The organism is Paramylibacter ulvae (assembly GCF_014652655.1).
In the GTDB taxonomy this organism is placed as follows: domain Bacteria; phylum Pseudomonadota; class Alphaproteobacteria; order Rhodobacterales; family Rhodobacteraceae; genus Amylibacter; species Amylibacter ulvae.
Window position 1 is genome coordinate 57,539 of record NZ_BMZF01000001.1, and the last position, 23,785, is coordinate 81,323.

26 protein-coding genes and 2 tRNA genes are annotated in these 23,785 nt (G+C 48.7%); 14 read left to right on the forward strand and 14 right to left on the reverse strand.

Translation table 11 applies throughout. From position 1 onward, the window contains the following. Positions 1-3: 3 nt before the first annotated feature. Complete coding sequence (locus tag IE094_RS00330) at positions 4-1,089, reverse strand: LptF/LptG family permease (RefSeq protein WP_189638591.1); 1,086 nt, start codon at positions 1,087-1,089, stop codon at positions 4-6. After that, a complete protein-coding gene (locus tag IE094_RS00335; RefSeq protein WP_189638592.1) occupies positions 1,086-2,225 on the reverse strand; it encodes an LptF/LptG family permease in 1,140 nt (379 codons plus the stop codon). The genes IE094_RS00330 and IE094_RS00335 overlap by 4 nt, the downstream gene beginning before the upstream one ends. A gap of 135 nt (positions 2,226-2,360) precedes the next feature. Here IE094_RS00335 and IE094_RS00340 point away from each other — a divergent pair, with 135 nt between their 5' ends. From IE094_RS00340 to IE094_RS00350, 3 genes are all read left to right on the forward strand, one after another. Then, entirely contained in the window at positions 2,361-3,863 is a 1,503-nt protein-coding gene (locus IE094_RS00340) for a leucyl aminopeptidase (protein ID WP_189638593.1), read from the forward strand. Next, positions 3,863-4,327, forward strand: a complete 465-nt coding sequence (locus tag IE094_RS00345; protein WP_189638594.1) for a DNA polymerase III subunit chi — start codon at positions 3,863-3,865, stop codon at positions 4,325-4,327. Before IE094_RS00340 ends, IE094_RS00345 begins: the two co-directional genes overlap by 1 nt. A gap of 158 nt (positions 4,328-4,485) precedes the next feature. Next, a complete protein-coding gene (locus tag IE094_RS00350; protein WP_189638595.1) occupies positions 4,486-4,827 on the forward strand; it encodes an RcnB family protein in 342 nt (113 codons plus the stop codon). Between the two features lie 12 nt (positions 4,828-4,839). Here the strand turns inward: IE094_RS00350 and IE094_RS00355 are convergent, their stop codons facing one another. From IE094_RS00355 to IE094_RS00365, 3 genes are read right to left on the reverse strand one after another with little or no spacing between them, the layout of a single operon-like run. Beyond that, on the reverse strand, positions 4,840-5,016 hold the full coding sequence (locus tag IE094_RS00355; RefSeq protein ID WP_189638596.1) for a hypothetical protein: 177 nt from the start codon (positions 5,014-5,016) through the stop codon (positions 4,840-4,842). Then, positions 5,016-5,630, reverse strand: a complete 615-nt coding sequence (locus tag IE094_RS00360; protein ID WP_099593657.1) for a MarC family protein — start codon at positions 5,628-5,630, stop codon at positions 5,016-5,018. Before IE094_RS00360 ends, IE094_RS00355 begins: the two co-directional genes overlap by 1 nt. Continuing rightward, complete coding sequence (locus IE094_RS00365; RefSeq protein ID WP_189638597.1) at positions 5,631-7,520, reverse strand: ABC-F family ATP-binding cassette domain-containing protein; 1,890 nt, start codon at positions 7,518-7,520, stop codon at positions 5,631-5,633. A 128-nt stretch (positions 7,521-7,648) separates the two neighbouring features. Here IE094_RS00365 and ndk point away from each other — a divergent pair, with 128 nt between their 5' ends. Next, on the forward strand, positions 7,649-8,071 hold the full coding sequence (ndk, locus tag IE094_RS00370) for a nucleoside-diphosphate kinase (protein ID WP_189638598.1): 423 nt from the start codon (positions 7,649-7,651) through the stop codon (positions 8,069-8,071). Between the two features lie 74 nt (positions 8,072-8,145). Here the strand turns inward: ndk and IE094_RS00375 are convergent, their stop codons facing one another. From IE094_RS00375 to IE094_RS00390, 5 genes are all read right to left on the reverse strand, one after another. Further along, on the reverse strand, positions 8,146-8,319 hold the full coding sequence (locus IE094_RS00375; RefSeq protein ID WP_189638599.1) for a hypothetical protein: 174 nt from the start codon (positions 8,317-8,319) through the stop codon (positions 8,146-8,148). 189 nt (positions 8,320-8,508) lie between these two features. Next, positions 8,509-8,643, reverse strand: a complete 135-nt coding sequence (locus IE094_RS15575) for a hypothetical protein (protein WP_268247194.1) — start codon at positions 8,641-8,643, stop codon at positions 8,509-8,511. 491 nt (positions 8,644-9,134) lie between these two features. Then, positions 9,135-9,707, reverse strand: coding sequence for a phosphoribosylglycinamide formyltransferase (gene purN / locus IE094_RS00380; RefSeq protein WP_189638600.1), 573 nt, complete (start codon positions 9,705-9,707; stop codon positions 9,135-9,137). 1 nt (position 9,708) lies between these two features. Next, a complete protein-coding gene (gene purM / locus IE094_RS00385; protein WP_308429177.1) occupies positions 9,709-10,749 on the reverse strand; it encodes a phosphoribosylformylglycinamidine cyclo-ligase in 1,041 nt (346 codons plus the stop codon). 86 nt (positions 10,750-10,835) lie between these two features. Then, on the reverse strand, positions 10,836-11,276 hold the full coding sequence (locus IE094_RS00390) for an ABZJ_00895 family protein (RefSeq protein ID WP_189638601.1): 441 nt from the start codon (positions 11,274-11,276) through the stop codon (positions 10,836-10,838). A gap of 104 nt (positions 11,277-11,380) precedes the next feature. Between IE094_RS00390 and IE094_RS00395 the strand changes: the two genes are divergently transcribed. The 3 genes from IE094_RS00395 to nfsB all read left to right on the forward strand — a co-directional run bounded on the left by IE094_RS00395 (position 11,381) and on the right by nfsB (position 13,194). Further along, positions 11,381-11,457: transfer RNA gene (locus IE094_RS00395), tRNA-Ile, on the forward strand. Between the two features lie 43 nt (positions 11,458-11,500). Then, the gene (locus tag IE094_RS00400; RefSeq protein WP_189638602.1) at positions 11,501-12,415 is read left to right on the forward strand and encodes a LysR family transcriptional regulator; all 915 of its coding nucleotides are present in this window, start codon (positions 11,501-11,503) and stop codon (positions 12,413-12,415) included. A 110-nt stretch (positions 12,416-12,525) separates the two neighbouring features. Next, a complete protein-coding gene (gene nfsB / locus IE094_RS00405; protein ID WP_189638603.1) occupies positions 12,526-13,194 on the forward strand; it encodes an oxygen-insensitive NAD(P)H nitroreductase in 669 nt (222 codons plus the stop codon). Between the two features lie 65 nt (positions 13,195-13,259). Here nfsB and IE094_RS00410 read toward each other — a convergent pair whose 3' ends face one another. Continuing rightward, a complete protein-coding gene (locus IE094_RS00410; RefSeq protein ID WP_189638604.1) occupies positions 13,260-15,167 on the reverse strand; it encodes a calcium-binding protein in 1,908 nt (635 codons plus the stop codon). A 151-nt stretch (positions 15,168-15,318) separates the two neighbouring features. Further along, positions 15,319-16,605: an ATP-binding protein gene (locus tag IE094_RS00415; protein WP_189638605.1), complete on the reverse strand. Its 1,287-nt coding sequence runs from the start codon at positions 16,603-16,605 to the stop codon at positions 15,319-15,321. Between the two features lie 156 nt (positions 16,606-16,761). On the opposite strand from IE094_RS00415, the gene IE094_RS00420 reads away from it, so the two are divergent. Beyond that, positions 16,762-16,836, forward strand: a tRNA-Asn gene (locus tag IE094_RS00420). 68 nt (positions 16,837-16,904) lie between these two features. After that, positions 16,905-18,062: a ribonuclease D gene (gene rnd, locus IE094_RS00425; protein WP_189638606.1), complete on the forward strand. Its 1,158-nt coding sequence runs from the start codon at positions 16,905-16,907 to the stop codon at positions 18,060-18,062. 4 nt (positions 18,063-18,066) lie between these two features. Here the strand turns inward: rnd and IE094_RS00430 are convergent, their stop codons facing one another. Then, on the reverse strand, positions 18,067-18,594 hold the full coding sequence (locus IE094_RS00430; protein WP_229801941.1) for a hypothetical protein: 528 nt from the start codon (positions 18,592-18,594) through the stop codon (positions 18,067-18,069). A 147-nt stretch (positions 18,595-18,741) separates the two neighbouring features. Here IE094_RS00430 and IE094_RS00435 point away from each other — a divergent pair, with 147 nt between their 5' ends. From IE094_RS00435 to IE094_RS00455, 5 genes are all read left to right on the forward strand, one after another. After that, positions 18,742-19,167 carry a SufE family protein gene (locus tag IE094_RS00435; protein WP_189638608.1) on the forward strand — a complete coding sequence of 142 codons (426 nt, stop codon included), beginning with the start codon at positions 18,742-18,744 and terminating at the stop codon, positions 19,165-19,167. A 124-nt stretch (positions 19,168-19,291) separates the two neighbouring features. After that, positions 19,292-20,302, forward strand: coding sequence for a betaine--homocysteine S-methyltransferase (bmt, locus tag IE094_RS00440; RefSeq protein WP_189638609.1), 1,011 nt, complete (start codon positions 19,292-19,294; stop codon positions 20,300-20,302). A gap of 123 nt (positions 20,303-20,425) precedes the next feature. Beyond that, positions 20,426-21,127 carry a cobalamin B12-binding domain-containing protein gene (locus IE094_RS00445; protein ID WP_189638610.1) on the forward strand — a complete coding sequence of 234 codons (702 nt, stop codon included), beginning with the start codon at positions 20,426-20,428 and terminating at the stop codon, positions 21,125-21,127. 1 nt (position 21,128) lies between these two features. Continuing rightward, positions 21,129-21,776: a DUF1638 domain-containing protein gene (locus IE094_RS00450; protein WP_189638611.1), complete on the forward strand. Its 648-nt coding sequence runs from the start codon at positions 21,129-21,131 to the stop codon at positions 21,774-21,776. Between the two features lie 214 nt (positions 21,777-21,990). After that, complete coding sequence (locus IE094_RS00455) at positions 21,991-22,386, forward strand: DUF302 domain-containing protein (protein WP_229801942.1); 396 nt, start codon at positions 21,991-21,993, stop codon at positions 22,384-22,386. A 56-nt stretch (positions 22,387-22,442) separates the two neighbouring features. Here IE094_RS00455 and IE094_RS00460 read toward each other — a convergent pair whose 3' ends face one another. Further along, positions 22,443-23,783, reverse strand: a complete 1,341-nt coding sequence (locus IE094_RS00460) for a sigma-54-dependent transcriptional regulator (RefSeq protein ID WP_189638613.1) — start codon at positions 23,781-23,783, stop codon at positions 22,443-22,445. Positions 23,784-23,785 lie beyond the last annotated feature (2 nt).

Here is a 23,785-nt window from a genome sequence, read left to right on the forward strand (position 1 = left end):
ACGTTACCCATCTTCCAAATGCAAAAACATCGCCAAGGCCATCAGACAGGCCGCAAGGGCAGGGAACCAAGCCGCCATCACAACGGCAACCTGTCCTGCTTCGCCCAAGGTTTTTGCAAAATTCTGCAAGAAGTAAAGCGAAAAACCAAAGCTCAGCGCATAGAGCATCGCCAAGCCCAAATTACCCATACGCGCATTTTTCAACGTAAACACGGTGCCAATCACAAACATTGCCAAAAATAGTAACGGCCGTGCCAACGACATTTGAAATTGCATGCGATATTTTAGGGATGAAAACCCTGCGTCCTCTATCTGTTTGGCAAAACTGGGCAGCGCCCAAATCGCAATAGTTTCGGGGGCAGGGAAGCCTTCTAAAATTTGCGCAGGCGTGATGGTGGTGGGAAAACGTTTGATCGCAGGCGTTTGTGCCGTGTTTTCAGGATTTCCAGATTGCACATCCCACTGTTTTACGTCCGTCAAAACCAATTCCTCGTCATTCAAAAACGCAACGGTGGCGAAATAACGGTCCACGGCCATGCCCGTTTCATCAAAATCCATTAATGTAACATCGCGCAGGATTTTCCCGTTATCATTTGCCGCCGCTGCCTGAACAATCATATTGCCCTTTTGTGATTTCTGGCGGAGCCAAAACCCCGTGTCATTCACCGCAACGGTCTGGGTTTTATTGGCATTGCGCAATGTGTTTCGTTTTTCCAGCATTTCATTGGCGAAAGGTTCGAAAAACAAAATGCTGCAAACGCCCAAAGAGACCGCCAGTAATGCTGTTAAAGCCAAAGATTTCAGCGCAGACATGCCAACGGCGCGTGATACAACAAACTCATTTGATCGCGCCATGCTGACGCTAAATGATATGCTGGCAAGCATGACGATGATTGGCAATGCTTGGCTGATTAACGATGATACGTTCAACCCGGCCAGTTGAAATGCACGCGTGGTGGCGTTTTCGCTACTGCCTAGTCGGCTGACGTTTTCCAACAGATCTGCCAAAAACATCAACGCGGCAACGATTAAAAACACACGGATAAATGCAATAATATAGCGTTGCGCAAAATAGAGCCCCAGCATCATGGTGCCACCTGTCGCCGTGCGCCAAACATTTGTGCGCGGACTGATTTCAGATCATTGGACCCCAAAAACAACAACACAATCAACACGATGACGGCCAATGCCACGGGGGCGTAGGATACGATCCAATGCGCACCATCTGATGATACCCATGATTGGCTGACACCGCGAAACGTATCAATGGAAAACATCAACACGATGGACACAATGATACGAAGGATAAACCCTGATCGCGAGAATCCACCGACCAATAGCGTCGCCATGCCAATAACGGGTGTTAACAACGATAACAGTGGTTTGACAAATCGATCATGTAGGATCGCCACCGCACCCGCTTGGTTTTTTACATCCAATGTGCGTGCCTCGATGTAGTCATACAAATCGGAGGTGAACAATTCATCGGGGCGAGTAACACGCGTTTTAATTGCGGTTTCAAACTGGCTTAGATCGTATGAAAGTGATCCGAATTGTATCACGTTAAGCGCCACATCATTCAGCGTGAAGTCTTGGATAGAACCGTTAAATAACAATAATTTGGTCGTGCCGTCCTGTGTCACGGCTTGGCCTTTTTGTGCGACATGGGTGACGATCTTGTTTTTCGACACCTGTTCCGAAATCATGATATCACGCAGGGTCCCATCTGCACCTTTTTCACCAAAGAAAAACGTAAACCGCCCGTCATTACTGACAAATTCGCCCTCTTTGACGATTTGGGTCACGTATTGGCGCCCGATTTCTTCTTGGCGATCTGCAAGCCGTTTTGTGGCGAATGGCGCCAAATAATGTACGACCAATGACATCGTTAAACAGCATATCAACCCAAACATGAAATAGGGGAATGCAAGGCTTACAACCGAACGCCCTGCGTTCATCATTACCACCAATTCCGCCTCTGAAAACAGTCGGTTCGTGACCATAACGGATGCGGCAAAACCCGCGATTGGGATTGCGGCCTCTATGGTTTTTGGCAATAAATTGATCGCAAGTTCAACAAATATTGACGCAGGCTGCCCGTTTTCCACAACCACATCAACCAAACCCAACGCACGGTTCAACCATAACAATCCGATAAAGACGATCATAAAAAATACAAACGGGCCAAACAGCTGTTTGAGGATGTATTGATCAAGCTGTTTCAAATCGCTATCCCGTTGAAATGGTTCTGGTTATTTTTTCTAACTTAGTTTTGTAAAAAACAACAGAGCGGAGTGGTGAATTGCGCATAAACACGCTAAGTTTCCATCAAAGTCAAACACGCTATCGGAGTATTTTAAATGAGCGCCCCAATTACACCAAAGTTTATCGATGTTGATCTGGAGAAATTCGGCGAAATTAGAGGCAAAATCGCCATCGCATTGCCCCCATCAGGCAGCATGGACAGCGCCGCACGCCGCGTTAACAAATTGACCAAGGGCGTAGTAAAAGCATTCGTTGAATCATCCCGCTTTGAAGAGATGAAACTGGGCGAATTTATCGAAATCACCGCGCCACTGGGCATGCTAGTGGACAGCGTTTTGGTTTTGAAAATTGATCCACGCACCAAAGCAGAAGAATTGCGCAAAATCGGTGCCGATCTGGGTAAGGCCGTGGGAACTGAACCTGCGACATTGGCATTTTTAAAACCATTTAAAGTGGCCGAATTGGTATTTGGATTCACGTTGCGTCGCTATGAATTTAAAGATCATAAAACCGATAAGGAAAAAGGTTTTGGTGATGTGACGGTCATGTCTGACAAATTTGAATCGATTGCTGCCGATTACACGGATTTGGCCGCGGTGGCCGAAGGCGTGTTTTTCACCCGCGATCTTGTGAATGAACCTGCCAACGTGTTGACCACCACCGAATTTGCCAACCGTTTGATCGATCTGGAAAAACTGGGCGTTAAGGTCAAGGTTTTGGAAGAAAAGGACATGGAAAAGCTGGGCATGGGATCATTGCTCGGTGTGGGGCAAGGTTCGACCAGCCCATCGAAAATCGTGATCATGGAATGGAATGGTGGCGGCAAAGAAAAACCATTCGCCTTTGTGGGTAAGGGCGTAGTGTTTGATACGGGCGGCATTTCATTGAAACCAGCGGGTGGCATGGAAGACATGACAATGGACATGGGTGGTGCTGGTGTTGTTGCGGGTGCGATGAAAACACTGGCATTGCGCAAGGCCAAGGCGAATGTTGTTGGTCTGGTTGGTTTGGTTGAAAATATGCCTGACGCGTTGGCACAGCGTCCAGGTGATGTTGTGAAATCCATGAAAGGTGACACAATTGAGGTGATCAATACTGATGCCGAGGGTCGATTGGTTTTGGCTGATGTTCTTTGGTATGCGCAAAAAACGTATAAACCAACGGGTGTGATAAACCTTGCCACTTTGACGGGTGCAATCATTATCGGGTTGGGCCATGAAAACGCAGGTGTGTTTTCCAACAATGACGTGTTGGCAGAGAATTTCTTAAAATCCGCAAGTGCGGAGGCCGAAGGCGCATGGCGTATGCCGCTGGGTGCGGGGTATGATAAATTGATTGAATCACGCATTGCGGACATCAAAAATGTTGGTGGTCGTGCGGCAGGTTCCATTACAGCGGCGCAATTCTTGCAACGATTCATCGAACCAGACATGCCATGGATCCATTTGGATATCGCAGGTGTCGCATCGGTGAAAACCGAAACCGATTTTGCACCAAAAGGTGCAACAGGGTGGGGTGTGCGCGCATTGAACCGTTTGATCGCGGATAAATACGAGGCAAAACCCGCCAAAACAGAAACGCCCGCCAAACCAGTGTAATGAGCGAAATCTTTTTCTATCATTTAACGCATAGCCCACTTGAACAAACCTTGCCCGAATTATTGGGCAAGTGTTTGTCACGCAACTGGCATGTAATTGTGCGCGGTACTGATACCAAACGCATGGTTTGGCTTGATGAAAAACTGTGGGGTGGAACGCCCGACAGCTTTTTACCCCACGGATTCATGACGGGCGCCAACGATGGGCATCAACCCGTATTGCTGACCGAGGCAAAAGCAAATGTGAATAACGCACAGGTGTTAATGCTGGTCGATGGCGCAACCGCGACAGCAGATGAAATCAAAGAATACGAGCGTACATGTTTGTTGTTTGATGGCAATAACCCCGTCGCATTGGACGCGGCGCGGGGGGATTGGAAACGCCTGACAGCGGCGGGGATCGCCGCACAATATTGGTCACAGGCCGATGGCCGTTGGGCACAAAAGGCCAAATCGGGCGGCTAATTGGGCGCACCTCGAACGATTTTAGGCTATTGAATTTGAATACTATTCTTATTTGAAGGTGCATTTTTTGATAAAAAATCGTCGGAACTCCTCTGGCTCTGCGTTCTAACTCTAAGAACAACGAAGAAACATATCGAGCAGCCCAACGAGGAAAAAACATGTCTAAACTATTTCGTACAGCCGTAATCAGCCTGATGGTTGCCACAGTGGCCATTCCTGCATCCGCCGCGAATTCGGACAAGCGTCATCACAAGAATGTTGTGGTTCAAAAACAGGTCACTGTTGTGGAAAAAACCACGACCCATAAGAAAGTGGTCAAACAAAAACAGCATAAACACGCCGTTGGAAAACGCGTTCAAAAACAAAACGTGACTGTGATCAAGGATTGGCAACGCCGCGGGTTGCGTAGACCGGCCGCCAATGAGGTTTACGTTGTTGATGGCAACGATATCTATCTGGCCGCGGCGGCAACAATGTTGATCAAGGCATTAATCGATTAGCAAAAAGTCGCGCTAGCCAAAGAATTTATAAACGAGCGCCACACCCAGAAATATCATCACCCAGATACCAGCCTGTTTAATGTGTTTGGACATATCACCGCGGTTTTCACGCATGAAATACCCGCCGAAAAACAGCATCATCGCGAGATAGGCGAGCAGATAAATAATATTTGCACTTTCGCCTTCCATTATCCAAACACTCCTAATCCGCGCATGCCGTCAATGATAAATTGAATGGCCAATGCAGCCAATAACATGCCGAGCAGACGGGTAATCACATTGATGCCTGTTTGACCTAACATTTTTTCAAATAGGTTGGAAAAGTAAAACAAAACATAGGCGATGATGATCACGCTAAAGGTTGCGGCCAATACAATGGCTGTGGTTTGCCATGCGTTTACGCTATCGCCTGTCATCAAAATGATGGTGGTGATTGCACCTGGACCCGCGATCAAGGGGGTTGCCAAAGGAAACACAGATGGATCATCGTGATCCTCTTGTTCGGCATCTTCTTCGCGCCGTTTGGAACGTTTGTTAAACAACATTTCAACCGCGGTCAGAAACAATAACATCCCACCCGCAATGCGAAACGCAGGGAATCCGATGCCGATGAATGACAACAACGCATCCCCCGCAAAGGCAAATACCGTAAGCAACACCGCGCCAATCAAGCTGGCGTTAAGGGCGACTTTACGGCGATACGATAACCCTTGGCCTTGGGTAAGCGCGATAAATATCGGCAACAGGCCGATGGGATCGATCACCACAAACAGTGTTGCAAAGACAGAAATATATAATTCCATTTAACTCTCTTTCGCCGCGTCCAACTTTACCGTGGCACGTTCCCATAAAATCTCTGCCTTTTTCAAGGCTTGTATGATTTCGGCGTGTTTTTTGGATAATTCTGCAATTTTGGCAGGATCATCGGATGCATAAAACGATGGATTGGCAAGGCGTCGTTCGATCTGCCCCTTCATTTCCTCTATTTTTGTCACACGCTCTTCGCATTTGGTGACATCCGCTTGCAACGGTTGCAGGTTCTTGCGTTTGACGATTGTCGCGGGCTTGGGGCCTTTGTCGGCCTTTTTCACCTTTTGCGTTTGGATTTTATCCTTGGCTTTTGCCGTGCCGCCGCGTTCGGCAAGTAACAGCTTTTTATAGGCTTCCATATCGTCATTAAACGGCAGAACCGTGCCATCCTTAACCAACCAGAGCTGATCGGCGATGGCGTTAATCAGGTGTGGATCGTGGCTCACCAAAACAACCGCGCCTTCGTAACTGGCCAAGGCCAACGCCAATGCCTCGCGGCTTTCGATATCAAGGTGGTTTGTCGGTTCGTCCAAGATTACCAAATGCGGGGAATCAAGGGTGGCCAGTAACATCGACAATCGCGCCTTTTGCCCACCGGACAATTTACCGACCAATGTATCGGCCTGTTCGGGGCCAATTCCACCTGCGGCCAGTCGGGCGCGTTGTTTGGCCTGACCAGCGGTGGGGATTTCGCGTGCGATATGTTGCAACGGCGTTTCATCCAGATGTAATTCATCCACCTGATGTTGCGCAAAATACCCAATTTTCAACTTGGATGAGCGGATCCAATCCCCACCCATTGGTTCAAGTTTGCTCGCTAACAGCTTGGAAAGTGTGGATTTTCCTTGCCCGTTTGCCCCCAAGAGCGCAATGCGATCATTGGCATCAATGCGCAGATTCAACTTGCGTAAAATCGGTGTGTCGTCATAGCCTACATTTACTTCGTCAAGGCGTACAATCGGCGATGACAGCTCATCTGGATTAGGAAAGCTGAACGATGCCACACCGTTTTCAACGGATGATGCAATCGGTTCCATGCGTTCCAACATTTTAAGACGCGATTGCGCCTGTTTCGCCTTGGATGCTTTGGCGCGGAAACGATCGACAAAGCTTTGTAAATGATCGCGCGCGGCTTCTTGTTTTTTTGCCATCGCGGCCTGTTCGGCCAGACGCGCACGGCGCACGCTATCAAACGTGTCGTAATTGCCCGTATAAAGTGTTAGGTTTTTATCATGCAGATGCAGGATGGAAGTCACGGATTTATTCAACAAAGTTCGGTCGTGCGAAATCACCAAAACCGTATGGGGATATTTCGCCAAATAGGTTTCAAGCCAAATCGTTCCTTCCAGGTCGAGATAGTTTGTGGGTTCGTCCAGCAGCAAAATATCAGGTTCTGAAAACAAAACGGCGGCCAAGGCCACGCGCATACGCCAACCACCTGAAAATTCTGAACAGGCACGCGCCTGTGCTTCGGCATCAAATCCAAGGCCCGACAGGATGCTGGCTGCGCGTGCTTCGGCGCTATAGGCATCGATATCGGCAAGGCGTTCGTGAATTTGCGAAATACGGGTGGGATCGGTTGCGGTTTCTGATTCCGCCAAAAGTTCGGCACGTTCTGTATCCGCGGCCAAAACCGTGTTTAGCAAGCTGACCTCGTTCGATGGTACTTCTTGGCTCACCCCACCAATGCGGGCCTTGCGTGGCAATTCCACAGCGCCGTCATCCAGAGCCAGTTTACCCGTAAGTAAATGAAATAGCGTGGTTTTACCCGTACCATTGCGCCCTACAATGCCCACCTTATGGCCATCAGGAATCACGACAGATGCACCGCTAATCAGCTGGCGCCCTGAAACAGAATAAGAAATGTCATCAATACGTATCATGGGACTGCTTTGCAGTAGTGGGCAGGGGGTGTCAACAGCAGGCTTTTCAAGCGCGAAAGCCTGTGCTAGTGGCTGCGCGAACCCGCGATTGCGGGGCAAGTTGAACCGTAAATCAAAGGATTTTCCCCATGGCGCTAGAACGCACATTTTCAATCGTGAAACCAGACGCAACAAAACGTAACCTTGTTGGTCAAATCGTTGCTAAATTCGAAGAAGGCGGTTTGCGCGTTGTTGCACAAAAACGCATCCAATTGACATTGGCACAGGCGCAAACATTTTACGGCGTTCACTCTGAGCGTCCATTTTTCGACGAATTATGTGAATTCATGATTTCAGAGCCAATCGTTGTTCAGGTTCTGGAAGGCGAAAACGCAATCGCACGCAACCGCGAAATCATGGGTGCAACAAACCCAGCCGAAGCAGATGCAGGCACAATCCGCAAAGAATTCGCATTGTCTATCGGTGAAAATTCGGTTCACGGTTCAGATGCGCCAGAAACAGCAGCAGAAGAAATCGCATTCTTCTTCTCTGGTCTAGAACTTGTCGGCTAAACCAACAATTTGGTGAAAGGGTAATCAAAGCGATTGCCCGAAAGCTAGGAATTTAAGGGGCCTTTCGGGGCCCTTTATTGTTTCAGATATAATAAAAAGCTATCCGCAATGGTTGGTGCAAACATTGTTAAACCGATGATTGCGATAACGAGTGCGGTAAACGAAAACCTGCGAATATTGCGCATGGTGATATTTAAACCTTCGCTGGCGTCTGGATTAGACCCACGATTAAAATCAACAACTGCCACGACTTCCCCCTCATTTTGAGATGTTTTTCAAATTGTTAGGGCAGCGGGTGCACGATTGGGGAAATTTTCCCCAATGTTGCGCGATTTTATAGAATTATGAGTCTTATCTGCCACGCTTGCGTGTTGGATGTGGCGGATGGAATATCAAAAAAGGTCGCAGATGACCCTTTTAATATTCAGGATCAAAAATTATTGCTGGATCAGATAATCCGCAAAGCTTTCTGCAATAACGGGACCAAATACGCCCACACCGATTACTGTTGCGATCAACGCGATAAATGACATGCGGCGGATTGTGTGTAAGATTTTGTTGTCCTGTGTCATCGTAATAACCCCCTAGGTTGTTTGATTTAGTGGACATCGCTCAATGTCCGTACATCTCATAGTAGAGAAGTGTTGGGCGGAAATGTGGCAGCAATTGTGCAAATTATGACGTTTTATTTCTTCGTTAACCAAGATTAGGAAAATCGAGCGCTCAATTTCGACGTTACGTAACGACCGTGCAAAGAGATTTGCAAGCAACGGATAAAGTGGATGATGGAAATTTTGCTTTGGGTGATTGGTCGAATATTATGCGTAACTAGTTGTTAAATAACAATTAATTCATGAGCCTAAATGGCAGTGATAATTAAAAAATTCCGTAGAAAGCTTTTTGGTACTGGCTAAAAGGACATGTTCTTTACACTAGGTTTGCGTCAAAATTGATGCCTTATACCTGCCAAATTTAGGCAAATTTTTATTAAATTGGGGCTGATATTTTCGTAAATTACCGTCAAATCCGTCATTTATTCTGCGAATCTGGTGTGAAATTTGGCCTAGGAATTTAAAAATTCTCTTAACACCTCAGGGTAGAGTCGGTGCTCTTGTACCAGTACACGCGCCGCCAGATCATCCGCAGTGTCATTTGGTAAAATTGGAACGCTGGCTTGTCCAAGTATCGGCCCATCATCCAGTGCAGCGGTTACAACATGCACCGATACACCACCCGCATTGTCGCCAGCATCAATCGCGCGCTGATGTGTGTGCAACCCTTTGTATTTGGGCAAAAGGGATGGATGAATGTTCAACATCCGACCTTCCCAGTGATCAATGAACCCAGCAGTCAGCACGCGCATGAAACCCGCCAGACATATAATGTCAGGGGAATGGTTGCTGATTATGCGGTGTAATTCCGCCTCGAACGCCGGGCGGTCGCCTTTGAATGGGCGATGATCCACGATGGCGGTAGGAATGCCCATGGCATCGGCCTTGGCGATGCCGCCAGCATCAGGGTTGTTAGCAAGAACCAGAACAGGTGCCGCGCCAAATGCGGGGTCTTTCATGGCATCCACCAATGATAGCATGTTAGAGCCACCACCAGAGATCAAAATTGCCACGCGTTTGGTCATGTTAGAGAGCGCCAGTATAGGTGACGCCGCTTCCTGTTGTGATCTGACCGATGCGCACAGGTGCGATATCTTGGTTCGCAAGGGCGGCCATAATGTCATCTGCATCATCGGCCCCCGCAATCGCGATCATGCCAATACCACAGTTAAATGTTTTCAATGCTTCGCCCTGTTCCAGACCCGCTTGTGCAATCAGCCAATCAAAAATCGGCAGACGTTGCCATGCGTTCAAATCAATCTGTGCACCCAAACCATCGGGCAGGGCGCGGGGCAGGTTTTCTGTCAAACCGCCACCAGTAATATGTGCCAAGGCTTTCAATTTGCCTGTTTCAAGTGCGGCAACCGCGGGTTTGACATAGATTTTTGTGGGTTCCAGCAAGTGTTTTGCCAAAACGCCATCACCAAATGGGCAATCATCATTCCATGACAGGCCAGAGGATTCGACAATTTTGCGCACCAAGGAATATCCATTGGAATGTACACCTGTTGATGGCAGGCCAATTAACACATCGCCCTCGGCCACATCGCGTGGCAAGGTTGCGCCGCGTTCCATTGCACCCACGGAAAAACCCGCCAGATCGAAATCTTCGCCTTCATACATGCCGGGCATTTCGGCGGTTTCACCACCAACCAGTGCTGTGTTTGCTTGGCGACAGCCCTCGGCAATGCCGTTGATCACATCTGTGGCTTTGTCGATGTCCAATTTGCCAGTGGCAAAATAATCGAGGAAAAACAGGGGTACGGCACCCTGACAGATCAAATCATTGACGCACATCGCCACCAGATCAATGCCAACCGTATCCAAATGACCCGTATCAATTGCAATGCGCAGCTTGGTACCCACGCCATCAGTGGCGGACACCAGAACAGGATCGTTAAATCCAGCCGCCTTTAGATCGAACATCGCGCCAAACCCGCCAAGCCCGTCCATGACACCTGCGCGTTTGGTTGATTTCGCTGCTGGTTTGATGCGTTCGACAAGCTCGTTGCCCGCGTCAATATCCACACCAGCATCTGCATATGTTAGGCTGTTTTTCATGGTCATGGCGCAAACTTTCGGTTGTTAAACTTTAGCTGCGCATTACCAATTGTACCTGAAACTGTCCACTGTTTAACGACATCTTGGGTGCGCTATGCGTTATTTTTGCGCGCTTCGACCTTGGCAAGGTTTTTTGCACCAAAACCGATAAAGAATCTCGTGGCCAAAAATGATATCAACAAGACGAACAATAAGATTACCAACAGACCTGGAATGCCCATTGTTGCGAAAAATTGCGGTGATGTAATAAAGACGAACAACAACACCAATAGTGTAAATGCAAACACCACAATCATTGCCCAGCGTGCCATGCGCCAGCTTTCTGATTTTTCGGGGATGCGGTTATTTTGTTTATAAAATGTTTGCCCCATATCCATCGCGGCAACCATAACGGAAATCATTCCCGCACCCGAACCACCAGAAACGCCAAAAATTTTTTCAAGCAGATAGACAACGAGCGCAACACCGACAGACGCCAAGACATAGGCAATGGCAAAGCGTTTAATCAATGGTTTGATGTCGAAACTGGTCATTGGGCATATCCTATGGTGATTAATTTCAAAATTGATAAAGCAAGGCCATCTGCACGTAAACCGTCTTGACCTTCGCAAACTTTATGGTACGACCAACACACGGCGGGCCTGTAGCTCAGTTGGTTAGAGCAGAGCGCTCATAACGCTTTGGTCGCAGGTTCGAGTCCTGCCGGGCCTACCATTTCACCGCCGTGCTGTTATCGTGGGTGCGAAACGGGGTGGGCATGTCATTTGATCTCAAATCATTGGAATTGTTTGTACGCGTTGCAACACTTGGTGCTATTGGGCGGGCAGGGGCGGAATTTGATTTATCGCCAACCAATGCGTCTCAGCGGATCAAAGCGTTGGAAACCGAATTGGGTATGAAATTGTTAAATCGGACCACGCGTTCGATATCTTTAACCCCCGATGGTGAATTGTTGTTGGAACATGCCAAACGCGTTTTGGAAAATGTTGATGATTTGCGCAGTGTGTTATCGCAGAACTCGGGCAAGATTTCGGGTAAATTGCGCGTGACCGCATCCGCATCGTTTGGGCGCACACATATTGTGCCATTCCTGCCAGAATTTTTGCGCGCGCATCCAGAAGTGCATTTGGATCTAAATCTGACAGATTCATATGTCGATATTGTTCAAGACGGATATGATTTGGCGTTTCGTATGGGCGAACTGGCCCCAAGTAGCCTTTTGGCGCAACGCATTGACGATAATCCGCAATGGCTTGTCGCAACACCACATTATTTGGCGACACATGGCATCCCCCGAACACCAGAAGATTTGTTGCATCATTCGTGTTTGTTACTGGGATCAATGCGAAGCTGGCATCTGAGCGATGATCAGGACGTGGTGCATGATGTTGCTGTGCGTGGGCCGGTGGCGGTTAATCTGGGCGATGCGATCGCAAATTTGGTGCGTGCCGACATGGGGATTGCTCGCGCATCATTATGGCATGCGGGCGAAGATTTACGGGCAGGGCGGCTGGTGCGGGTTTTGCCCGATTATACGTTGCTGCCCCGATCCAATATTTGGGCGGTGCGCCCCCCTGGGCGGATGATGCCAGCGCGGGTGAAAACATTCCTTGTGTTTATGCAAAAGCGTATCGTGGAAACCAATCAACAACGCTACGGCGGATTGCTATAGCTTTATTCTTTTGAAATTCGGGATAATCATTTTGCAATTGCATAGATAGTATCCTTGCGCCCGATTGGCATAACAAGTGGCAACAGAAACAAAAACTTTTGGAATATAAAATGACCCAAGACATCGTAGCAGTCGCCAAAAATCGCCACACGACCAAGGCGTATGATCCAACAAAAAAAATTGCCCCCGCTGATATCGCAAAGATCAAAGACTTGTTGCGGTTCAGCCCATCAAGTGTAAATGGCCAGCCATGGCATTTCATTTTCGCGAGTACCGATGCTGGCAAAGAGCGGATCGCGAAATCAAGCGATGGTCGTTTTCCATTCAACAGCCCATCCATCCGCAATGCATCCAACGTGGTGGTTTTCGCGAGCAAAATGAACATTGACGAAGACTATATGTTGAAACTGTTAAACCAAGAAGAATCCGATGGGCGCTTTGCAACTGACCCAGAAACCCACAAGGCGCAGATGCACGGCGGGCGTTCCATGTTCGTGGACTATTTCAAAACCGAGAAAAATAATTTGCAAGGATGGACGGATAACCAGACATATTTGAATGTTGGACAATTCTTGTTGGGCGTTGCATCGCTTGGCATTGATGCAACCCCGATGGAGGGCATTGAAACCGATGTGCTAGACGCGGAATTTGGTTTGACAGAAATGGGATATCGCAGCTTGGTCGTTGTCACGTTAGGCTATCATAAAATGCCAGAGGATTATAACAAAGCCTTGCCAAAATCGCGCCTGCCGATTTCTGAAATCCTGACAGACGTTTAAATGCACATGAAAATGGGCCGCCCTGATGTTTCACAGGGGCGGCCCATCGTTAATGATCGGTCAAATCAGAACAGGAAATCGTTCTGATCTAGATCGTTAACATTAACACCTTGCAACATGATGCTGTCGGTTGCGCTGTATTCAACACGGGTGCTATTGCCAACTGCAACGAAGTTTAAGTTGTTATAGCCAAGTCCAGTTGAGGCAAGATCGATCGTATCCACGTTGATTTCAAAATCGATAATGCGATCATCACCATCGCCGATTTCAAAGTTGAACGTATCCGATCCAGAGCTGCCGCGCATAACATCATTGCCGGTGTCGCCATCCATGTAATCGTCGCCGCTGCCGCCAAACATGCGGTCATTGTCCGCGCCGCCATACATGAAATCGCTACCGCTGCTGCCGTAAAAACGATCGTTACCGTTGCTGCCATACATGGTGTCATTGTCGTTACCACCATTCATGACGTCATTGCCAACGCCACCGTTCACAATGTCATTGCCCGAACCACCGTAAAGGCGATCATTGTCACTCCCGCCATACATGCTATCGTTGCCATTGTTACCGTCAAGACGGTCATTGTCGTTGCCACCGATCATGTAGTCATCACCGCCATTGCCGTTCAAACGGTCATCATCATCACCGCCATACAGATAATCGCGGTGCTGACCACCAGACATGGTATCGTCGCCATCGCCACCGTAAATCGTGTCGATATGCAGACCACCCAATGCAACGTCATCGCCACCGTTGAGTGTGATACGGTCGGAGTCATCACCACCATGGGCGTAATCATCGCCATTTGCACCGGTAATTGTATCATCTCCGTTACCACCATAAAGTGAATCACCAACCGCAGAACCGGATGCAAAACCGCCATCTATCGTATCGTTACCATCATTCCCGCGGAGCAATTGATAGTTCAATCCGCCAATGATTGTATCGTTACCACCAGCGCCATTTGCGGTATAACCGCTCAAACCACCTAGATCGATCGTGTCGTCATTATGTGTTGCGAAAATGGTTTCCACAGATGAAATATCGGCGGTTTGTGAACTTGCAGTATAGGTTCCCGCCGACAGGTCGATATCGGCATTCCCTGTGGTCCGATTGCGTAAATCCAGCGTGTCTGAACCAGATCCACCGTAAACGTTATCAATAAATGCGCCACCGTAGTTTTCGAAAATATCGTTGCCATTACCACCATAAAGATCACCGGTGAATGGCCCGCCTGCCATGGTGTCATGACCAGTGCCGCCATACATTGTATCGGTGCCTTGGCCGCCAAACATGGTGTCATCACCACCGCCACCCATCATCAAATCATTGCCAGAACCGCCATACATAACATCGTCACCAGCCACATCTGCACCGCTTGTTGCATGGTGTGTTGATGTGATGTTCAACAGAAAATGTTCGTCGCCTTGGAAATCCAATCCATTGTTATTGACCAAAATGTAATATGTCCCAGCAGAAGGTGCGGTAAAGCTGAGGTAAGGATCAGAAGTATCGACAGAACCCAGCCCCCCATTTGAGATGGGCGATGTGAAATTTGACGCAATTTGTGTTTCTGCGCTGTTGAATATGCGTAACGATATGTCACTGTCATCGTTCGATCCAAGTGAGCCGCCAGCCCCGTCGATATCAAGCGTGATGGTTTCACCAGCAGCCAAGGTTATTTCAAAATATTCTTGCTGATTTGCCTGTGGAATAATTGAAAGTGTGGTGTGGGCTAAACTGTCATTACCAAACAGATCGTTTTCATCCGTAGACCAAGCAGTAGAAGAATCCAAATTGAACGCGTTAGCAAAGCTGTTGTTGGTTCCGTAGACGCTTCGGAAACTACCAATATCGCCCAACATAATATCGGCGCCAGAACCGCCATAAACTGTGTTGTTAGCGCCTTGTGCTAAAATAATGTCGGCGTCACCCGACCCTGTAATGGTTGTACCTGAATAATAGAGAGGCATAATATAACCCTTTCTGAAAAACCCAAATTGGGGTGAAAAATGAAATTGAAATTGTGGGATCAGAACATATCAACATGCGCGCACATTCAGTGATGTCGCTCACTCTTAATCGCTAACAAAAATTTTTAATTTGTTGATTTGGTGATGTTAATCACTTTGGGATGGTGATCGTGGCGGACAAGCCGTGCAAAGCTTCGCTATCACTCAACGCAAGGTTGCCACCGTGGCTGCGGGCGATATCGGCAACGATGGCTAATCCCAGTCCGCTTCCGTTTGCTTGGTTTTGATTGCGCGCAGAATCCAATCGCTCGAACGGGCGCATTGCGGTTTCGCGATCTTGGGGGTTAATGCCAGGGCCATTATCCTCGATCATGAATACCACGTCTTTTTCATTGTCTTGAATTGTCAGCGACACCTGATCGCCATGTTGGGCGGCGTTGGATAGCAAATTGTCCAACGCTCGCGTTATCGCCAGTTTGCGACAGGTCAGATAAATCGGCGCATCGCTGGCGTTCAAAACAATGGTTTTCCCAGCGCGTTTATTGTTTTCAACCAATGTGCGGGCAAGCGCAATTGCGTCCACTTGTTGGCGGCGCTCGGCGCTGTCTCCGCGCGCGAATGCCAAAAACTCTTCCATGATGCCCTCCATCTGGATCACATCCTTGCGCAGATGCTCGATTTCTTCGTTATCTTCGAGCATTGAAAGTGACAATTTCATGCGGGTAAGGGGGGTACGTAAATCATGGCTTACCCCCGATAACATCAAGGTGCGCTGTTGGATTTGTTGTTCTATGCGTTCTTTCATCGCGCGAAATGCGTGGGCTGCTAAACGTACCTCGGCGGCGCCGCGGGCGCGAAACGGGATATTGCGCCCTTTGCCAAATGCCTCTGCCGATTTTGCCAACAGGCGAATGGGTTTCACCTGATTGCGCAAAAACAACACGGCCAGAATCGACATAAGCAATGATGCGATGGTCATCGCGACCAGCAATTGGTGCGGATTGCGTGCGGATGCGCGGGCACGATCAAAGCTGACTTGGATAAACTGCCCATCAAAATTCATGCCAAATTGCACCAAATGATCATCTGTTGTTAGATCCACAAAGGCGACATTGGAAAATTGCGTGCGCAGTTTTTCAATGACATTTTTGCCGGTGAAATCCAATGGCGCGATGGAATCACCACGACCAGTGAAATTTGCAACTTTTTCCACTTCAAATCCCAACTTGATCAGCGCATCAGGATCGCTTGATTGCAGCGCAAATTCCAATTGCCTTGCCACTTCGCCTGTTTTTAACAATGTCACATCGCGAAACAGGCGGTCAAAAAAGATAAAACCGACCACCAACTGAATCACCACAATCGGAATCATCAGAATCAGAATCGAACGCCCCATTAGGGTTTTGGGCATATATCGGCGAAGGTGAAAGCGGCTCATAATGCCAGAGCCTAGCTTTGGAACGGGGTTAAGGACAAGAGGCGAGCGCACAATGGCGCTATTTTCTTGGGAATTTCACAGAATATGCAAAAAACTGTAAAAAACGCTATGGACGCCCCAAAAAGGCTTCGTTATATCACCCCTACATTTGGACATTCCGACGTAGCTCAGCGGTAGAGCAGTTGACTGTTAATCAATTGGTCGTAGGTTCGATCCCTACCGTCGGAGCCAAATGTAAATACCAAAAATCGTCTAAACCGTCTTGAACCCAGCAGGTGAAACGCCTAAAGCTGGTTTTCATGAAAATGATAAAAACAACGGCTGAATTGGCCGCATTCTGCGAAATTTGTTCTGGCTTTGATTATGTGACAATCGACACGGAATTTTTACGTGAGCGCACCTATTATTCCAAACTTTGTTTGATCCAAATGGCCCATCCGGGCGACGATGATTCATCTGCGGTGTTGATTGATGTTTTGGCGGATACGTTGAACCTTGATCCGCTGTATGAGCTGTTTCAAAACGAATCTGTGGTCAAGGTTTTCCACGCCGCCCGCCAAGATTTGGAAATTTTCTATGTTGATCGCCAGATCCTGCCAAAACCGTTTTTCGATACGCAAGTGGCGGCCATGGTTTGTGGGTACGGCGAACAGGTGGGGTATGAAACCCTTGTGCGCAAAATTGCCAAACAGGGGTTGGATAAATCATCACGTTTCACCGATTGGTCGGCGCGTCCTTTGTCGGCAAAACAGATGACCTATGCCATTGGTGATGTGACGCATCTGCGCGAAATTTATGAAACCTTGGCGGCGGAGTTGAAAAAATCCAAACGTCAAAGTTGGGTCGAAGAGGAATTGGCGGTTCTGTTGGACCCCCAAACCTATATCAGTGAACCTAAGCAAGCATATATGCGTGTGAAAACCCGTACCAATTCGTGGAAAATTCTGGCCGCCGTGCGCGAGTTGGCCGAATTTCGCGAAGATTTTGCGCAAAAACGTAATATTCCACGCAATCGCGTGATGAAAGACGATGCGATCATGGAATTGGCCGCAACCCGTCCGCAAAACATAGGTGAATTGAACAAATCACGTCTGTTGTTGCGCGATGCACGCAAAGGCGACATTGCCGATGGTATTTTGGCCGCGATAAAGCGGGCTAGTGCATACGAAGCATCCGATATTCCAAAACCCGCCGATGATCGGATTAAACCCCAAGGTGCCGAGGGTTTGGCCGAATTGCTCCGGGTAATGCTCAAGGCCAAGGCCGAGGGTTACGGCGTTGCGCAAAAACTGATCGCGAACGCGGCAGAGTTGGATGCAATCGCCGCAGGGGAACGCGACGGTAAAATGTTCAAAGGGTGGCGAGCAGAGGTTTTTGGCGATGATGCCTTGCGCCTGTGCGAGGGTAAGGTTGCACTTGCATCAAACGGTAAATCCGTAAAAATCGTTAATATTTAAAACCTTAGCGTGTGACGCGAAGGTTGTTTTGTAAGGCTTGCACGCTGATCGTGCTGGCCACGAGATAGATATCAATCGGGATAAATACGCCAGCGTAAATTTCCTTGGACCGTTCGGTTGGAACATCAATACCAGGGTTTGGAACATTTGCGCGAAAATCGTAAATCAACGCGCCATCGGCGTTCACTTCGCCAAAATTACGTGCCACCAATTCCACATCATAATATCCGGTGCGATCAACACCACCGATCACACGCAGGATATATCCATCCTTGGTGCGATCCAATTTCGCCGATTTGATCACAGGCACCAAACCACGGTTATCGACCACTGCGGTTTTTGCCGCGCCGATTTCTTCTTCGCTGCGTTTATTGCCAAATGATCCAGACCCGATCGAACCACTACCAACGCTGCCGCCACTGCCTGCGGAACTGCCCGCACTGCCACCTGATGAATTGCGGGCACCATCAAAAACAGAACAGGATGCAAGCATTGCGCCAATTATTGCAGTGCTGAAAAGTTTTTGCGTCATATTTTGCATGGGTAGCCTCTTTTTCGTTTCACCATCGATAGCCAATCGCGCAACCAAATTAAAGCCCTTTGACGCATCTCACACCAAATTCACTGGACAGATGCATAGCGGAGTCATAAATCAACGCCAAACAAGAAAGAGACCGCAATGAGCGCTGAATTTGAAGAAATCGTCGAAACCTTTGAATTTTTGGACGATTGGGAAGACCGCTATCGTCATGTGATCGATATGGGCAAAGCATTGCCCGTATTGGATGATGCATTGCGCGTGCCTGCGGTCAAGGTTGATGGCTGTGCGTCACAGGTCTGGCTGGTGCCCCATATTGATGGGACAGGGGGTAATGCGGTTTTGACATTCCAAGGCGCATCTGATGCAATGATTGTGCAGGGGTTGATCGCGATTTTACATGCGCTGTTCAACGGGCAGAGCGTGAAAACCATTTTGGACACTGACGCGCTCGCCGCATTTGGACGCTTGGGGTTGGACCAACATTTATCGGCACAACGTTCAAACGGTTTGCGCGCAATGATAGCGCGCATCAACGAGGTTGCCGCCAAGGCCGCGCAATCCTAAAGGAATGTTCATAATCTTTATGTCCAATATGAATTGGATTGATGTGTTTTGCTGTGGCATGGGCTATCTTGAAACAATAAAACATTCCGACGCATCATAATTTCACCGCAACATGGATACGCAAGTGACTGATAAACTTACAAAACTGATCGAAACGCAAGGCTGGGTTCTGGCCGATGGTGCCACGGGAACAAACCTGTTTAACGCAGGATTGCAAGCAGGCGAACCACCTGAATTTTGGAACGAAGAGCATCCCGATCGCATCACAGCGCTTTATCAAGGGGCGGTTGATGCAGGATCTGATCTGTTTTTAACCAATAGCTTTGGTGGCAACGCATCACGTCTTAAACTGCATAACGCAGAAAAACGCGCACATGAATTGTCCAAAATCGCAGCGGAAATTGGCCGCGAAGTGGCGGATAAATCATCGCGCGATATTATTGTGGCGGGTTCAATGGGGCCAACGGGTGAAATCATGGGGGCGGCGGGCACGCTTTCGCACGATGATGCCGTTGAAATGTTCCATGAACAAGCCGAAGGTTTGATCGCGGGTGGTGCGGATGTGTTGTGGCTGGAAACGATTTCAGCGCCCGAAGAATACGCCGCCGCCGCCGATGCAATCGCGCGTACAGGCCATCCATGGGCCGGCACCATGAGCTTTGACACCGCAGGACGCACCATGATGGGTACGACCAGTGCGGGCATGGTGAAAATGGTGGATGATCTGGATTACGCCCCAATGGCGTTTGGCGCGAATTGCGGTGTGGGCGCATCTGATTTGTTACGCACGGTTCTGGGTTTTGTTGAGGGCGGCGCAAGCAAGCCGATTATTTCCAAGGGTAACGCAGGCATTCCAAAATATGTTGATGGCCACATTCATTATGATGGCACGCCAGAATTGATGGCTGAATATGCGGTGATGGCGCGCAATTCCGGTGCAAAAATCATCGGTGGATGTTGTGGAACCATGCCCGACCATTTACGCGCCATGCGCAAAGCGTTGGAGGAAACACCCGTTGGGAAGGCCCCCACATTGGACGAAATCGCCGCCGCATTAGGTGGGTTTTCATCCGAAAGCGATGGCACAGACGGCGCTGGCCCAAAACGGCGTGAACGGCGTCGTGGGCGTGGCTAATACGTTAAAAACGTTATGAAAGTCGGTGATTTAGTCGTTTTCGTCGTAAAACGATCAGAAAATTCACTGATTTTCGAGAATTTGGTACCATAAGCCAGCGGTTGGCGTTGCAAGGATAAGAACATGTCAGACGAAGAAGAAATCATCCTGTCGGAACTCAGCGACGAAGAATTGACGTTGCAAATGCACGACGATCTGTATGACGGCATGAAAGAGGAAATCGAAGAGGCGGTTAACATTCTGCTTGAACGCGGTTGGCAGCCCTATGATGTGCTGACCAAAGCATTGGTCGAAGGAATGCGCATCGTTGGTATCGATTTTCGCGACGGTATTTTGTTTGTGCCAGAGGTGTTATTGGCCGCGGGTGCCATGAAGGGTGGCATGGCGATCCTGAAACCATTGCTGGCCGAAACGGGTGCGCCGCGTTTGGGTTCGATGGTGATTGGCACGGTGAAAGGTGATATTCACGACATCGGCAAAAACCTTGTAACAATGATGATGGAAGGTGCGGGTTTCGAGGTAAAAGACCTTGGCATCAACAACCCCGTTGAAAATTATCTTGAAGCGCTGGAAACAGGCGAATTCGATATTTTGGGCATGTCCGCATTGTTGACCACAACCATGCCATACATGAAGGTCGTGATTGATACGATGGTCGAAAAAGGCATGCGCGATGATTTCACCGTGCTTGTCGGTGGGGCGCCATTGAACGAAGAATTTGGCAAGGCGATTGGCGCCGATGCGTATTGCCGTGACGCCGCTGTTGCCGTGGAAACCGCCAAAGAATTCATGGCAAAAAAACACAACCAGATGGCTGCGGGATAACATGGCACAGATCAGCGACAGCGATCTGACGGAAACAGGATTAGACGCGCCCAGTGATCCTGCTGGGCGCGTTTTGATTCTGGCCTGTGGTGCGCTTGCGCGTGAAATCCTTGCGCTGATCAAGCTTAATGATTGGGGGCATATGGATTTAACCTGTTTGCCTGCGAAATTGCACCTATACCCCGATAAAATCACCGATGCAGTTGCGAATGCGGTGGAAAAGCACCGTGCAGATTACGATCAGATTTTTGTGGCTTATGCCGATTGTGGAACGGGTGGGATGCTGGCCGCAAAATGCGAACAGCTTGGTGTTGAAATGATCGCAGGCCCCCATTGTTATTCGTTTTTCGAGGGCAACGAAGCATTTGGCAAATTGGAGGATGAAATCACCGCGTTTTACCTAACCGATTTTTTGGTGAAACAATTTGATGCGTTTGTGTGGAAACCCATGGGATTGGATCGCCATCCGCAACTGCGCGACGTGTATTTTGGCAATTACACCAAACTGGTTTACCAAGCACAGGTGAATGATCCCGCATTGGATGCCAAGGCCGCATTGATTGCCGAAAAAATGGGATTGCCGTTGGAACGCCGTTTCACGGGATACGGTGATTTGTCCGTGGCACTTGGCGGAATTTTGCGCGGATAGACAAGGGATTATGCCTTCGGCGAGGATATTTTGAACATTTGGAGCAATGAACGTGGTGAATTTTTGCCAAGTTGATGTGTTCGCGCAACTGTGATTTTGACCATCGCGAACTGCGCGGTAGGTATTGCCGATGTTATTTAAATCGAAGGGACATCGCATGAAGAACATATTTTTTACATCTGCAATAGCTGCATTAGCATTCTCAGGAGCCGCAATGGCCGACACCATGATCACCAAAAATTCGCCTCATTCTGTAAGCGAAACAATTGATCGCATGGCCGCCGCAGTGGAGGGCGCAGGTGCCAAAGTATTTGCGCGTGTTGATCATGCTGCGGGTGCCAAAAGCGTTGATATGGACTTGCGCCCAACAGAGATGCTGTTGTTTGGCAATCCAAAGCTTGGCACGCCTGCGATGAATGCGAGCCAGACAATCGGGCTTGATTTGCCGCTGCGCGTATTGGCGTATCAAGTCGAAGATGGCAGCGTGAAAATCACCTATCGCGCACCAATGGATATGGCACAGGCACATGATGCCGATGCAGATTTAGAAGTGTTTAAAATGATGACAGGTGCTTTGGATAATCTGACAAACAAAGCGATTGCAGAATAATTTAATCACGCCATGAATTGAAAAGAGCGTGCCAATGAATGGCACGCTCTTTTTTTTTATCCGACGTAATTTGAACGGGTTAACCCGTATTTCGCCATTTTTTCGTTCAATGTTCGCCGTGGCAGGGATAATTCCTCCATCACGGATTGAATAGACCCTTTGTGGCGGCGCATTGTGTTGTCGATCAACATGCGTTCGAACGCTTCGACATGTTCTTTCAATGGTTTGCCATCGGTCACAACATCGGGTACTTCTTCGCCGACATCGGCCATCAGGATATTGGATATGGAATAGCTGCCGCGGCGGCTTTGTAATACGGTGCGTTCGGCCAGATTGATCAACTGGCGGATATTGCCAGGCCAGGGGGCTTGCAACAATTTGGCCGCGTCTTCGGCGGAAATTTCGGGTTGTTCGCAACCGTATTCTTCGGAAAAGGTTTCGGCATATCGATTAAACAGGCTCAAAATATCTTCGCCGCGTTGACGCAAAGGGGGGGGAGTGATGTGCATCGCCGCAAGACGGTAATACAAATCTTGGCGCAAAGCGGATTCAAGGTTTTCGTCGTTATCGCTGGTGTCATTCGAAATTGCGATAATGCGCAGTGCCGATCCATCTTCGCCACGATCATGTTCGGTAATTTCCGACAACAATCGCGCCTGAATGGATGCGGGCAGGCTTTCGATATCTTCAAGGCACAACGTACCGCCAAGCGCGTTTTCGACCAGGGGGGTGGAATCATCCAGCGGGCCAAACAGGCGCGTTGTAAGATCATCTTCGGTATAGGCGGCGCAATTGACCGAAATGAATTTTTTACCTTGGCGTGGGCCACAGGCGTGCAGCGCGTGCGCGATCAGGCTTTTGCCCGTACCGGTTTCGCCCTTGATCAACAAATGTCCATCGGCCTGTGCCAGATCTAGAATGTCTTCGCGCAGGCGTTCCATCACGGGGCTGGTACCGATCAATTTGCGCAACAATACGGTGCCATCGGACAATTCGCGGCGCAGCGTGCGGTTTTCCAACGTGAGGCGGCGCGTATGCACCGCGCGTTTGGTCAATTCCGCCATGCGTTCAGGATCAAACGGTTTTTCCAAGAAATCATAGGCACCAATGCGCATCGCTTCGACGGCCATCGCAACATCGCCGTGACCCGTGATCAAGATTACGGGCAGTTGGCTGTCGATGGATTGCAGTTTTTTCAAAAACGTAATGCCATCAATTTTGGGCATTTTGATATCGGAAATGATGATCCCAGAATAATCGCCATCAATCACCTTGAGCGCATCTTCGGCGCTGGCGAATGTTTTTGTGCGATACCCAGACAGGGTGAGCCATTGCGAAATGCTTTCGCGCATGTCTTGTTCATCATCAACAATAGTAATTGTAATTTGTTCTGGCATAT